The sequence below is a fragment of the Serratia symbiotica genome (assembly GCF_000821185.2).
In the GTDB taxonomy this organism is placed as follows: domain Bacteria; phylum Pseudomonadota; class Gammaproteobacteria; order Enterobacterales; family Enterobacteriaceae; genus Serratia; species Serratia symbiotica.
Window position 1 is genome coordinate 2,509,791 of sequence record NZ_CP050855.1, and the last position, 14,245, is coordinate 2,524,035.

The following is a 14,245-nucleotide window of genomic DNA, read 5'->3' on the forward strand; positions in this document are numbered from 1 at the left end:
AAAAGGATCGGATACATGGCCAAGTTCTTTATAGATCGCCCGATTTTCGCTTGGGTAATCGCCATCATTATTATGTTGGCAGGGGTGCTTGCAATAATGAAACTGCCGATCGCGCAGTATCCCACTATTGCACCACCGGCGGTGAATATTTCCGCCAATTACCCAGGTGCAGACGCCAAAACGGTACAGGACACCGTAACGCAGATTATCGAACAGAACATGAACGGTATCGATAACCTGATGTACATGTCCTCCACCAGTGATTCCTCTGGTAGCGTCACCATTACGTTGACGTTCGATTCCGGCACCGATCCTGACATCGCACAGGTGCAGGTTCAGAACAAGCTGTCATTAGCCACGCCGCTGTTACCGCAAAAAGTGCAGCAACGGGGGTTGAAAGTAGAAAAATCCAGCAGTAGCTTCCTGATGGTGGCCGGTTTCGTTTCCGACGATCCAAACATGACGCAGAACGATATTGCAGATTATGTGGCCTCCAACATTAAAGACTCGCTCAGCCGTTCATCCGGTGTGGGTGAAGTACAACTGTTCGGTGCTCAATACGCGATGCGTATCTGGCTGGATCCGAACAAGCTGAACAACTTCCAACTGACCACCTCGGACGTGACCTCGGCCATTACTGAGCAGAACAACCAGATCGCCGCTGGGCAACTGGGTGGTATGCCACCCGTGCCGGGGCAGCAGCTTAACGCTTCGATCATTGCGCAAACCCGTCTGACTTCGCCGGAGGAGTTCGGCAAGATCTTGCTCAAGGTGAATATCGACGGTTCTCAAGTACGTCTAACAGACGTGGCGTATATCGAGCGTGGTGCCGAAGGCTATACAGTGACTGCACGCTATAACGGCATGCCGGCCGCAGGTTTGGGGATTAAACTCGCCACCGGTGCCAACGCCTTGAACACGGCCAAAGGTGTAAAAGACACATTGGCTAAAATGAAGCCGTTCTTCCCGCAAGGGATGAAGGTGGTTTATCCGTACGACACCAGTCCGTTTGTGAAGATTTCCATCAACGAAGTGGTGAAAACGCTGTTTGAAGCGATCGCACTGGTATTCTTGGTGATGTATCTGTTCCTACAAAACTTCCGCGCCACGTTGATACCGACTATCGCAGTGCCGGTAGTTCTGCTGGGAACCTTTGCTATCCTCTCGGTATTCGGCTTTTCGATCAACACGTTAACGATGTTCGGTATGGTGCTGGCGATCGGCCTGCTGGTGGACGATGCCATTGTGGTGGTGGAAAACGTCGAGCGCGTCATGTCTGAAGAGGGACTGCCGCCGAAAGAAGCCACGCGCAAATCAATGGGCCAGATCCAGGGCGCGCTGGTGGGTATCGCTTTGGTGCTATCGGCAGTCTTCGTACCGATGGCGTTCTTCGGCGGTTCAACGGGTGCCATCTACCGTCAGTTTTCAATCACCATCGTGGCCGCAATGGGGTTGTCGGTGCTGGTCGCGCTGATCCTGACACCAGCGCTATGCGCCACCTTACTAAAGCCGATCCCCAAAGGCGATCATGGGGTTAAAACCGGTTTCTTCGGTTGGTTTAACAACATGTTCGAAAAGAGCACTAACCACTATAGCGACAGCATAGGCCGCATTCTGCGCAATACTGGCCGCTATCTGGCGATCTACCTGCTGATCGTAGTGGGCATGGGCCTACTGTTTCTGCGCTTGCCTTCTTCATTCCTGCCGGATGAAGATCAGGGCCTTCTGTTGACCATGGTGCAATTGCCTGCCGGTGCCACCGAGGCCCGTACCACCAAGGTATTGGAAAAAGTCACCAACTACTTCATGACCGAGGAAAAGGACAACGTGGAATCGGTGTTTACCGTCGCAGGCTTCGGCTTCAACGGTAACGGCCAAAACACTGGTCTGTCATTTATCAGCCTGAAAAACTGGGATAAACGTCCAGGGACACATAATAGAGTCGAGGCGATTGCCAAACGCGCCAACGGCGCATTCTCTAAGATTAAAGAAGGTTTAGTGTTCCCGTTCAACCTGCCGGCGATTATCGAACTTGGCACCGCGACCGGTTTTGATTTTGAGTTGATCGATCAGGGGGGCTTAGGCCACGAAAAACTGACCGCAGCGCGTAACCAACTACTGGGTATGGCCGCTAAACATCCCAATATACTAGTGGGCGTGCGCCCTAACGGCCTGGAGGATACACCGCAGTTTAAATTGATCATCGATCAGGAGAAAGCCAAGGCGTTAGGCGTAAGCATCACCACCATTAACGACACGATGGCTACGGCGTTGGGCGGTTCGTACATTAACGACTTTATCGACCGTGGTCGTGTGAAGAAGGTGTACGTACAGGCTGAAGCGCCGTTCCGTATGTTGCCAGAAGACATTAATAAGTGGTTTGTTCGCGGCTCCAGCGGCCAGATGGTTCCGTTCTCCGCCTTCTCTACGGCGAAATGGGAACACGGTTCACCACGTTTGGAGCGTTATAATGGCTTGCCATCAATGGAAATTCTAGGGCAGGCAGCAGCGGGCAAGAGTACCGGTGAAGCGATGAACCTAATGGAAAATTTGGCAGCCAAACTGCCAAACGGCATCGGCTACGACTGGACTGGCATGTCCTATCAGGAGCGTCTGTCCGGCAACCAGGCACCTGCGCTGTACGCCATCTCGATTCTGGTGGTGTTTCTGTGTTTGGCGGCGTTATATGAAAGCTGGTCGGTTCCTTTCTCGGTCATGTTGGTGCTGCCATTGGGGATTATCGGTGCGCTGCTGGCGGCCACCCTGCGCGGCATGAATAACGACGTCTACTTCCAAGTGGGGCTGTTGACCACTATCGGCCTATCAGCGAAAAACGCCATCCTGATCGTTGAGTTCGCCAAAGATCTGATGGAGAAAGAAGGTAAAGGTCTGATCGAGGCAACGCTGGAAGCTGTACGTATGCGTTTACGTCCGATCCTGATGACGTCCATGGCTTTCATCCTTGGGGTACTACCGTTGGTTATCAGCAATGGTGCTGGCTCCGGTGCGCAGAACGCGGTAGGTACTGGCGTAATGGGTGGAATGATTACCGCCACCGTGTTGGCGATCTTCTTCGTACCGGTGTTCTTCGTAGTGATTCGTCGACGCTTTAGCAAGAAAGCAGAAGATCAAGCACACAACCCGCCAGTTGAGCATCACTGATCATTCAGTGAACCTTTCCCACAAGAAGATAAAGGGTAACCGAACGGCGAACTCGCGTTGTGTGATTAAAATAATGTAATAAGCTGGCGGATATTAACTGAAGCTGTTTTCGGCGTAGGGTAATGGTTGCTGGAGGCTATGGTGGGGCCAGGTGGGTAAGCGGGTAGCACATCACGCAACCAGATAGACGGGTCGTGGCCGTTGAGTTTGGCGGTTTCCAACAGATTCAGGATAGCTGCCATCCGTTGTCCGGCACGCAACGACTCGGCAAAGAGTCCGTTCTTGCGGCCTACGGCTACCGGACGGAGGCAGTTTTCCATGCGATTGTTATCTATGGGCACGTGGCTATCGTCAAGATAACGCAGTAATGCTGACCAGCGTTTCAGGGGATAGTCCAGCGCTTTGCGTAACCTGGAGTTGGGGGCCGTCTGCGCTTGTTGCAACAACAGCCATTGATGGAAGGCGTCCAGCCGGGGGGTGGCATAGCGCTGTCGCCATTGACGTTTTTTATCCGCTGACCGATGTTTGATTTTGCGCTCAAGCCTGTACAACTCATGGATAGTATCTAGAGCTAGCTTCGCCACCGGGCTTGGGTTGGCAGTGAACAGCTCGAAGAACGTGCGCCGGGCGTGCGCCCAACACCCGGTGTCAACCGCCTGGCCGCTTGCCGAACAACGCCTGGTAACCAGCATCACCGTCCACCACCAGGGTAACGCGCCAGCCCTCAAGCACATCGCGGGCATACTGACCATTGCGCCCCGGTTGGCAATCATAAAGCACTATCGCCCGCTCGGCACCTTGTGCGGTGATATAGAGCCACAGATAACCGCGTGAGGTTTTGCCCTTGCCGGGGTCGAAGATATTTTGGTGCTTTTGGCTCAGGTAACAGCGTGACCAGTTGCTGCTCGATATCGGCGGCATCGGCCTCGATATCTTCATCGAACAGCCCGCGCTGTTTCCCCTGGAAGGCTTCGCTTTTACGCCCGAAGCGCCACTGACGGGCATTTTTCAGTGCCTCTTCCCGTTGCTGGATATAGCCTGCCAGTGTCTGGCTTCGCTGTGTCTGCGGCTCTTGGTTCACGAATAATTTCAACACCAGAGCGCACAGTTCATCGGGGTTTTGTGAGGCCAGCACTACATCGATATTCATGCCCTTGTTTTATCAGTGCAATAGCGTATTGTCATTGATAATCAATGTATTAATGATGGTTTTCCGTTATTTCCAACTGGTTAAATCCAGGCCATCCACCCGCTGCCCGTCGATGCCTTTCATCAACCCGTCGGCCTGCTCGGTTGACAGCATCCAGGTGACATCACCTTGCCAGGGCCAGATAAAGTGGCCCTGACGAAGACGACGAAGACACCGCCGGCCCCCGTGCTTGTCCCAGCGCAGGACTTTGATGCGTGAGCGTGCCTTGTGCAAAAGACAAAAGCGGCGTCCCCTTGCCAGAGTTGGTGAGACGGTCGGTAACGTATTGCGTCAGGGTATCGATACCCTGACGCATATCGACCGGCTCCCGCACCAGCCAGATGTGCGGCGGCGTTAACATAGGGACAAGGCCTGCATCACGGCCGGCAACTGAGCGGGAAGAGGGCTGTTTAGTTAATCCGCTGTGTTGCCAGGCGTCGAGAGGCTGTTGCCGTTCACTGTGAGAATACCGTTTACCATGCTTCACCTCAGGGTCGTTGCATTGAGTGAGGGCAGCATGTGGCAGCAGAGTTTTGTTAACAATATAAGTTCGCCGGACACTTACCTATGAGCGTGATAATCTTTAAAGGTTTTGAAATCAAATAAAAAATAATAACCTGCAACGGCAGTGGAAATAAAGTGTAGCAGATCATTTAATGCTTTGACTGACTTACCTTTCCCAATATACCATGCTGCCATTAATAAATAGCCTATTAAGATGAAGCTTAAAATCCCCAAGTTTTTTCTAAATGGCATTCACGGATTTTTACATTAATTTGTGGTTCCAAAAAAATTTCACTATTAAAAAATTGATAGCAAATCCATACCTATAGCAAGGAAAAATAATAAAATATATTTTATAACGTGACTTTTTAGACCCCTTTCATTATTCATAGATAAAAACCATTTATTTTATTGTTTTTTTAATTAGAATGACACCATGCCTTGATGATGTCATTGCTAAATTTTCTATGTCTAAGTCCGTTAATGAAGGTCAGCGAGTTTAATTAAGTTATCATAAAGAACTACTGTTTTATTTTTTTCTAGAATCTCAATGGAGTTTTTAATTCTGCTTCTCAACACAGCACTCGTCGACTTGTACCCTAGCATCCTTGAAATTGCACTGACAATCTCTTCAAAAGTAGCGCCAAAACTTGCAGAGATAGTTCTTACTACCCCAATAGCAATTTCATCAAGTGATATATTTTCCGGTTTACGTAAACTTTGAGAAGATACATTTAGGCGATTCCTGATTGTAACTTCACTCTCATTTACTATCAAAAAATCATCTTTTAATTTAATTTGAGTGTTTTCTAAAACAATGCGAATAGCATTGTTAACTGTAGCCTCGATACGAACTCCCGCACGTTGCAAGCCCCATGCAGTCTGTAGTGGCACACTGAATTTGGCCACCTGAACAGAGGTGATATGCTCACCTCAGGACATTACAGGTGCTTCAATGAAAAAAAGAAATTTCAGTGCAGAGTTCAAACGCGAATCCGCTCAACTGGTCGTTGACCAGAACTACACCGTGGCAGATGCAGCCAGTGCTATGGATGTCGGCCTTTCCACAATGACGCGATGGGTGAAGCAGTTGCGTGATGAGCGGCAGGGAAAAATACCTAAAGCCTCTCCCATTACTCCTGAACAAATTGAAATACGTGAGCTGAGGAAAAAAATACAACGTATTGAAATGGAAAACGAAATATTAAAAAAGGCTACCGCGCTCTTGATGTCAGACTCCCTGAACAGTTCTCGATAATCGGGAAACTCAGAGCGCATTATCCGGTGGTCACACTCTGCCACGTGTTCGGGGTTCATCGCAGCAGCTACAAATACTGGAAAAACCGTCCTGAAAAACCAGATGGCAGACGAGCTGTATTACGCAGCCAGGTACTGGAACTGCATAGCGTCAGCCATGGCTCTGCTGGCGCAAGGAGTATCGCAACTATGGCAACCATGAAGGGCTTCAGGATGGGACGATGGCTCGCCGGCAGGCTCATGAAAGAGCTGGGGCTGGTCAGTTGTCAACAGCCCACTCATCGGTATAAATGCGGTGGCCTTGAACACATCGCTATCCCGAATCACCTTGAGCGGCAGTTCGCAGTGACAGAGCCTAATCAGGTGTGGTGTGGCGATGTGACCTATATCTGGACAGGCAGGCGCTGGGCCTACCTCGCCGTTGTTCTCGACCTGTTCGCGAGAAAACCGGTGGGCTGGGCAATGTCGTTCTCACCGGACAGCAGGCTGACCATCAAAGCGCTGGAGATGGCGTGGGAGGCCCGGGGAAAACCAGCCGGAGTGATGTTCCACAGCGATCAGGGCAGCCATTACACAAGCAGACAGTTCCGGCAGTCACTGTGGAGGTATCGGATCAGACAGAGTATGAGTCGGTGTGGAAACTGCTGGGATAATAGCCCAATGGAGCGCTTCTTCAGGAGTCTGAAGAACGAATGGGTACCGGTGACGGGTTACATAAACTTCAGCGATGCAGCCCACGCAATAACGGACTATATCGTTGGGTATTACAGCGCGCTCAGGCCGCATGAATATAACGGTGGGTTACCACCAAACGAATCGGAAAACCGATACTGGAAAAACTCTAACGCGGTGGCCAGTTTTAGTTGACCACTACAGGTTGACCCTGAGGGAGTACTATTGAGTTCAATTGACTAATAGAATGCTATAACTGCTTGTTAGGAAAAATTGAATATGGTGGAATTCAGGAGACTTGAGTTTGGAGCGGGTGAAGGGAATCGAACCCTCGTATGCAGCTTGGGAAGCTGCCGTTCTACCATTGAACTACACCCGCATCGGTGTGCGTCAGGCATTATAGCGAGTTATCAGCACCGGGCAAGCTGAGATGGCGCATAACTGTCTATGTTTTAAGCAATTGGCGTGCAATGGGCAGTATGGGCAGCGAAAAAGCCGGTGCAGCCGCCTGCACCGGTTAGCTTAGGCTAGGTGATGTTATTTCTGTGGGCGCATCGCCGGGAATAGAATCACGTCGCGGATGGTATGGCTGTTGGTGAACAGCATCACCATACGGTCGATGCCGATGCCCAGACCTGCGGTTGGCGGTAGGCCGTGCTCCAGCGCAGTGACGTAGTCTTCGTCGTAGAACATCGCTTCGTCGTCACCAGCGTCTTTGGCGTTCACCTGATCAGCGAAACGCTGCGCCTGATCTTCCGCGTCGTTCAGTTCGGAGAAACCATTGCCAATTTCACGGCCGCCAATGAAGAACTCAAAACGGTCAGTGATTTCTGGGTTCAGGTCATTGCGGCGTGCAAGAGGGGACACTTCCGCTGGGTACTCGGTGATAAAGGTCGGTTGAATCAGATGGCTTTCCGCCACTTCTTCGAAGATTTCGGTTACAACGCGGCCCAGCCCCCAGCTTTTTTCAACCTTGATACCGATAGATTCGGCGATAGCCACAGTTTTGCCCATATCGGCTAGATCAGCCAAATCAGTTTCTGGGCGGTATTTCTTGATAGCCTCGGTCATGCTCAGCTTTTCAAACGGTTTGCCAAAATCGAACACTTCATCACCATACTGCACCAAGCTGGTGCCCAGTACTTTCTCGGCCAGGGTACGGAACAGCGATTCGGTCAGTTCAATCAGGTCGTTGTAATCCGCGTAGGCCATGTAAAGTTCCATCATGGTGAACTCTGGGTTATGGCGCGGCGAGACACCCTCGTTGCGGAAGTTACGGTTGATTTCGAACACCCGTTCGAATCCGCCGACGACCAGACGCTTCAGGTACAGTTCTGGCGCGATACGCAGGTACATGTCAATATCCAGCGCATTGTGGTGGGTAATGAACGGGCGTGCGGAGGCACCGCCGGGGATCACTTGCATCATTGGAGTTTCGACTTCCATGAAGCCGCGTTCCACCATGAAGTTGCGCATCGATGCCATTATCTGAGAACGCACCTTGAAGGTGTTGCGTGATCCTTCGTTGGCGATCAAATCCAAATAACGCTGGCGGTAACGGGTTTCCTGGTCAGCAAGGCCGTGGAATTTGTCCGGCAACGGACGCAGAGCTTTAGTCAGCAGACGCAGTTCAACGCAATGAACCGATAGTTCGCCGGTCTTGGTTTTGAACAATTTACCGCGTGCACCGATGATATCGCCCAGATCCCACTTCTTGAACTGCTCGTTGTAGACGTCTGCGGCCAGTTCGTCGCGTGCAACGTACAACTGAATGCGGCCACCCACGTCCTGCAAAGTGACGAACGATGCCTTGCCCATAATACGGCGGGTCATCATGCGGCCAGCAACGGTAACGTCTATACCCAGCGCTTCCAACTCCTGGTTTTCTTTGTTGTCGTAAGCAGCGTGCAGCTTGTCAGAAGTGGTGTCGCGGCGGAAATCGTTCGGGAACGCCATGCCGTTTTCACGCAGGCCAGCCAGTTTCTCACGGCGGGATTGCAACTCGTTATTGAGATCCAGCGCCTGATCGACGCCCTGTGATTGTTGCTCAGACATTTCGGTTCCTTATAACCCGGCTTTCAAACTTGCTTCAATGAATTTATCCAGATCGCCATCCAGTACGGCTTGCGTGTTACGCGTTTCAACGTTGGTGCGCAAATCCTTGATGCGGGAGTCATCCAGCACGTAAGAACGGATCTGGCTACCCCAACCGATATCGGACTTGTTGTCTTCCATCGTCTGTTTATCAGCATTTTTCTTTTGCATTTCGAACTCGTACAGTTTGGCTCGCAACTGTTTAAACGCTTGATCCTTGTTTTTGTGCTGAGAACGGTCATTTTGGCACTGCACTACGATATTGGTTGGCAGGTGGGTAATACGTACTGCCGATTCGGTTTTGTTCACATGCTGACCACCTGCACCAGAGGCGCGGTAAACGTCGATACGCAGATCCGCCGGGTTGATTTCAATATCGATATCGTCGTCCACTTCCGGGTAGATAAACACCGAACTGAATGAGGTATGACGGCGGCCGCCTGAGTCAAACGGGCTTTTGCGCACCAAGCGATGCACACCGGTTTCAGTGCGCAACCAACCAAACGCGTAATCACCAATAATTTTGATGGTGGCGGATTTCAGCCCCGCAACGTCGCCATCGGACTCTTCGATTACTTCGGTCTTGAAACCCTTGGCTTCTGCCCAGCGCAGATACATGCGCAGCAGCATGCTGGCCCAGTCTTGTGCTTCGGTGCCGCCGGAACCTGCCTGAATATCCAGGTAGCAGTCCGCGCTGTCGTATTCACCGGAAAACATACGGCAGAATTCCAACCGTTCGAGCTTGACCATCAGTTGATCAAGCTCGATAACTGCTTCGTTGAAGGTCTCTTCATCTTCGGCTTCCACCGCCAATTCCAGTAGGCCATTGACATCTTCGCCGCCCTGCGCCAGTTGGTCGATGGTCGCTACGATGGCTTCCAACGCCGCACGCTCTTTGCCCAGTGCCTGTGCACGTTCAGGTTCGTTCCAGACATCAGGCTGTTCCAACTCGGCGTTGACTTCTTCTAGGCGTTCCTTCTTAGCGTCATAGTCAAAGATACCCCCGAAGAACGGCAGTCCGCTCGGACAGATCCTGAATTCGGTTTTTTACCGGATTAATTTCAAACATGGTTTTGCGTTCTTTTACGTTGATGTCGTCGATGGCTAAATGCCATTAGAATCGCTGATTCTAACGGATCTCACCGCCAGTTTATAGCAAGTTGGTCGGTTTTTGTGGCGGTCAGAAATGATGCCGGGGTTTGCGTTGCCCAACCCCGGATCACCACCGGCAAGACTAATGCGGCCAAAGATGTTGGATCAGTAATTGCACGTTGCGGTTGCCACGAAACTCGTTGATGTCGAGCTTGTAGGCCAGTTCCACCTCGCGCACGCTGCTGTCCGGCCATAGCGTGGTGTCTACGTTGAAGGCGATGCCGTCGAGCAGCGGCCCACCGCCGAGCGGTTCCACCATCAGCTTCAGGTGTTTCTCACCCACCAACCGCTGTTGCAGGATGCGGAACCTACCGTCGAAAGTCGGCTCCGGGAATGCTTGGCCCCAAGGGCCGCCATCGCGCAGCAGTTCTGCCGTGGTTAGCGATAGCTCCTGCATCGACAACTCACCATCAGACCAGATAACTCCCTCTAGCATTGCCGGATCAAGCCATTCGCCCACCAGTTCACCAAAACGCTGGCGAAATTCGTCGAATTTGGCCTCTTCCAGTGACAGCCCAGCCGCCATCGCATGACCACCGAACGTCATCATCAAACCGGGGCTTAGCATATCCAGCCGCTCCAGCGCATCACGCATGTGCAGCCCGGCCACCGAACGGCCAGAACCTTTCAGGATGCCATCACCTACTGGGGCAAAGGCGATCACCGGGCGGTGGAAACGCTCTTTAATGCGCGAAGCCAGAATACCCACTACCCCTTGATGCCATTCTGGGTGGTACATCGCTAATCCGTAAGGCAATTCAGTGCTGGTGCGTTCCAACTGGTCGCACAGATGCAGCGCCTCTATCTGCATGCCTTGCTCAATCTCGCGCCGCGTCTGATTCAGCGTATCGAGATCGTTAGCCAGCATGCGCGCCTGCGCGATGTCATCACTCAATAGTAGCGCCACCCCAACCGACATATCGTCCAACCGCCCTGCTGCATTGAGCCGTGGGCCGAGTGCAAAGCCGAGATCGCTGGCCACCAACTGCAGCGCATCGCGCTTGGCCACTTCGAGCAGCGCGCGAATACCTGGCCGACACTTGCCGGCACGGATACGATGCAAGCCCTGATAAACCAGAATGCGGTTGTTAGTGTCCAGCGGTACTACATCAGCTACCGTGCCAAGCGCCACCAGATCCAGCAGTTCCGCCAGATTGGGCGTTGCCAACGCGCGCTGTGCAAACCAGCCGCTGTCTCGCAGCCGGGCGCGTAGTGCCAACATCAGATAGAAAGCAACCCCAACGCCAGCCAGCGATTTGGAGGGGAATTCACAGCCGCGCAAGTTGGGATTAACGATTGCTTCGGCCGCTGGCAGGGTTTCACCTGGCAGGTGGTGATCAGTTACCAGCACTTGCATGCCGTTGGCATGCGCCACGTCAACGCCAGCGTGAGAAGAAACGCCGTTATCGACGGTCACGATCAGCTCAGCGCCGCGCGCTGCCGCCTGTTCCACCACTTCGGGGCTTAGGCCGTAGCCGTCTTCGAAACGGTTCGGTACCAGATAATCAACGCTCCCCCCCATGCTACGCAGCGCCAGTACCGTCAGTGCGGTGCTAGTGGCACCGTCTGCATCAAAATCACCCACTACCATGATACTACGGCAATCAACCAGTGCCTGTTCAAGGATGCCAACGGCGGTGTCGATGCCACTTAACTGCTGCCAAGGCAGCATGCCCTTGACGCTACGCTCCAGTTCTTGCTCACCCTGAACGCCACGCAACGCGTACAAACGACGTAGCAACGGGGGCAGGTTGGCAGGCAGATGGCTGTCATCCGCCGCCAGTCGGCGGCGGAGTTGCATTTTGATACTCACCCGCGATTAACCACCCGCCTTGGTCGCGACCTGATTCGCCCCCAGCATGGCGGCCATCTCTTTGGGGCCCTGGTAGCCTGGGATCATCATGCCGTTTTCCAAAATGATCGCCGGGGTGCCTTGAATGCCGAACTGCACACCGAGCGCATAGTGTTTGCTGATGTCGGTTTTGCAGGTTGCCGGAGATACTGCATCGCCCTTCATGGCGGCGTCAAAAGCCTTAGCTTTGTCGGCACTGCACCAGATCGACTGCATGTCTTTCTCGATCTGGGAGCCCCTTCCCTGACGCGGGAAGGCCAGATAGCGGACGGTGATGCCCAAATCATTATACTCATGCATCTGCTGATGCAGCTTGTGGCAATAACCGCAAGTGCTGTCGGTAAACACGGTGATCACGTGTTTTTCCTTTGGTGCCTTATAGACGATCATCTGATCTTGCAGCGCCTCTAGTTGAGTGACCAGCAATTGATTGGTGACGTTCACTGGCACTTTGCCGCTGATGTCGTACAGCGGGCCATGCAGAATATGTTTACCATCTTCAGACACATACAACACACCGCTGTCGGTCAACACGGTTTTCAAACCCTTGACCGATGAAGGCCGCACATTAGCTTGTTGAATGCCCAGGCTATCGAGCGCTTTTTTGATTGCCGCATCATCGGCGTGTGCAGCACTGGTGACCGCAGCCACCAGCAGAGATAGCAGCATTAAACCTTTTTTCATTGTTTCAATCCTTCAGGCGCGTGGGTGATGTTGTTGATGTAGCTGTTTCAGTCGTTCGGTCGCTACATGAGTATAAATTTGCGTGGTAGAGAGATCGCTGTGTCCCAATAACATCTGTACGACACGGAGATCAGCCCCATGGTTCAACAGGTGGGTGGCGAATGCGTGCCGTAACACATGCGGGGACAATCGCTCGCTGTCGATACCGGCAAGGATCGCATAGTGTTTGATACGATGCCAGAATGTCTGTCGGGTCATTTGCTGGCAGCGTTGGCTTGGAAACAACACATCCAGCGCCTGGCTGTTAACCAGCCACGGGCGACCATGTTCCAGATAGTTCTCAATCCAATATACAGCTTCTTCGCCCAGTGGCACCAGCCGCTCTTTGTTGCCTTTGCCGATCACCCGTACCACGCCCTGCCGCAGGCTGACGTCGCTGATGGTCAGGCCGACCAGTTCTGAAACCCGCAGACCGGTAGCATACAATACTTCAAGCATCGCTTTATCGCGTAATTCGATCGGCTGATCAACGCAAGGGGCTTTCAGCAGGGCGTCGATCTGCGCCTCGCTCAGATCCTTTGGCAGCCGCTGCGGCAGCTTCGGCGAGGCTAGCCGCGTTGTCGGGTCATCGGCACGCAGCTTCTCTCGATATAGATACTGGAACAGGCGACGCATGGCGCTAAGCAAGCGCGCGGAACTGGTGGCTTTGTAGCCGCCATCAACTCGCTCGGCAAGAAACGCCTGTAGATCCAGCGCCTGCGCTTGCAGCAGTGTGATATTCTGATGGTTAAGCCAGGCCACCAGCGCCTGCAAATCCAGCCGGTAAGAGACTAGCGTATTTTCCGCCAGATTGCGCTCAAGCCACAGCGCATCCAGGAATTGCTCAATCTGCGCATTGTCTTGCTGTTGCACGCGATCCTCTCTTATGCTGCGCTTTCGCCTTTTGTCTTCAAGCCGCTGCGTTTTGGCTGCGGGTGACTTTTCGGGGCCGTTGCAACCAGCGCTCAAATCTGCTCGCGGGAAGGATTTACCCCCTTGCCGCCCAGCTGCAACTTGAAGTCCATGGAGCCTGTTCTTTGGGCATTATGCCTTAAGCTGCGGCAAATCAGGTATACTCGGTGCAATTCTACCAACGGCAACATGACGGTTAAAACATGAAGATGGGTCTGTTTTACGGCTCCAGCACCTGCTATACCGAGATGGCGGCAGAAAAAATCCGCGAGATTCTAGGTGAAGACCTGGTCGATCTGCATAACCTGAAAGACGTCTCCCCCAAGCTGATGGAAGACTACTCGATCCTGATCCTCGGTATCCCAACCTGGGATTTCGGCGAACTGCAAGAAGACTGGGAGGCAATCTGGCCGCAACTGACAACGCTTGAACTAAAAGGCAAAATCGTCGCCATGTATGGCCTGGGCGATCAGTTGGGTTACGGCGAATGGTTCCTGGACGCGCTGGGCATGCTACACAATCAGATAGCCCCGCTAGGCGTACAGTTCATCGGCTTTTGGCCAACCGATGGCTTCGAATTCACCAGCCCCAAAGCACTGAGCGCCGATGGTAACCACTTTGTCGGCTTGGCGCTTGATGAAGTCAATCAGTTCGACATCAGTGAAGACCGTCTGCAACAGTGGTGTGAACAGATCTTGCTGGAGATGGAGCCACTGCTGTAACCATAC

11 protein-coding genes, 1 tRNA gene and 1 pseudogene are annotated in these 14,245 nt (G+C 52.7%); 3 read left to right on the plus strand and 10 right to left on the minus strand.

Translation table 11 applies throughout. The features are described from left to right. The first annotated feature begins 15 nt into the window (after window positions 1-15). A complete protein-coding gene (locus SYMBAF_RS12575; protein ID WP_040266956.1) occupies window positions 16-3,162 on the plus strand; it encodes an efflux RND transporter permease subunit in 3,147 nt (1,048 codons plus the stop codon). Between the two features lie 93 nt (window positions 3,163-3,255). Here the strand turns inward: SYMBAF_RS12575 and tnpC are convergent. The 4 genes and pseudogenes from tnpC to SYMBAF_RS12600 all read right to left on the minus strand — a co-directional run. Then, window positions 3,256-4,023: pseudogene (tnpC, locus tag SYMBAF_RS12580) on the minus strand (IS66 family transposase); the annotation flags it as partial. Continuing rightward, the gene (locus tag SYMBAF_RS12590; RefSeq protein ID WP_082027040.1) at window positions 3,932-4,312 is read right to left on the minus strand and encodes an IS66 family transposase; all 381 of its coding nucleotides are present in this window, start codon (window positions 4,310-4,312) and stop codon (window positions 3,932-3,934) included. The pseudogene tnpC and the gene SYMBAF_RS12590, both read right to left, overlap by 92 nt. A gap of 66 nt (window positions 4,313-4,378) precedes the next feature. Beyond that, a complete protein-coding gene (gene tnpB, locus SYMBAF_RS18190) occupies window positions 4,379-4,585 on the minus strand; it encodes a transposase (protein ID WP_244986305.1) in 207 nt (68 codons plus the stop codon). Window positions 4,586-5,335: 750 nt separating this feature from the next. Then, entirely contained in the window at window positions 5,336-5,749 is a 414-nt protein-coding gene (locus SYMBAF_RS12600; protein WP_052447857.1) for a hypothetical protein, read from the minus strand. Between the two features lie 61 nt (window positions 5,750-5,810). Here SYMBAF_RS12600 and SYMBAF_RS12605 point away from each other — a divergent pair. Beyond that, window positions 5,811-6,979 (plus strand): IS3 family transposase gene (locus SYMBAF_RS12605; protein ID WP_152609187.1). Its coding sequence is split into 2 segments (ribosomal slippage): window positions 5,811-6,060 and window positions 6,060-6,979, totalling 1,170 coding nucleotides; the frame shifts between segments, so codons are not numbered across the junction. A 110-nt stretch (window positions 6,980-7,089) separates the two neighbouring features. Here SYMBAF_RS12605 and SYMBAF_RS12610 read toward each other — a convergent pair. The 6 genes from SYMBAF_RS12610 to xerD form a co-directional block, all read right to left on the minus strand. Then, a tRNA-Gly gene (locus SYMBAF_RS12610) sits at window positions 7,090-7,163 on the minus strand. Between the two features lie 158 nt (window positions 7,164-7,321). Then, window positions 7,322-8,839, minus strand: a complete 1,518-nt coding sequence (gene lysS, locus SYMBAF_RS12615; protein WP_040266960.1) for a lysine--tRNA ligase — start codon at window positions 8,837-8,839, stop codon at window positions 7,322-7,324. 9 nt (window positions 8,840-8,848) lie between these two features. Then, window positions 8,849-9,947, minus strand: a protein-coding gene (gene prfB, locus SYMBAF_RS12620) for a peptide chain release factor 2 (protein ID WP_152609188.1) whose coding sequence is annotated in 2 segments (ribosomal slippage) — window positions 8,849-9,871 and window positions 9,873-9,947 — 1,098 coding nt in all. Because the reading frame shifts where the segments join, the coding sequence is not laid out codon by codon here. Between the two features lie 165 nt (window positions 9,948-10,112). Then, entirely contained in the window at window positions 10,113-11,843 is a 1,731-nt protein-coding gene (recJ, locus tag SYMBAF_RS12625; RefSeq protein WP_040266962.1) for a single-stranded-DNA-specific exonuclease RecJ, read from the minus strand. Window positions 11,844-11,849: 6 nt separating this feature from the next. After that, the gene (dsbC, locus tag SYMBAF_RS12630) at window positions 11,850-12,566 is read right to left on the minus strand and encodes a bifunctional protein-disulfide isomerase/oxidoreductase DsbC (protein ID WP_040266963.1); all 717 of its coding nucleotides are present in this window, start codon (window positions 12,564-12,566) and stop codon (window positions 11,850-11,852) included. Between the two features lie 12 nt (window positions 12,567-12,578). Beyond that, window positions 12,579-13,478: a site-specific tyrosine recombinase XerD gene (gene xerD, locus SYMBAF_RS12635; protein ID WP_006709292.1), complete on the minus strand. Its 900-nt coding sequence runs from the start codon at window positions 13,476-13,478 to the stop codon at window positions 12,579-12,581. A 242-nt stretch (window positions 13,479-13,720) separates the two neighbouring features. Here xerD and fldB point away from each other — a divergent pair, with 242 nt between their 5' ends. Beyond that, a complete protein-coding gene (gene fldB, locus SYMBAF_RS12640) occupies window positions 13,721-14,239 on the plus strand; it encodes a flavodoxin FldB (RefSeq protein ID WP_040266964.1) in 519 nt (172 codons plus the stop codon). Window positions 14,240-14,245: the final 6 nt, after the last annotated feature.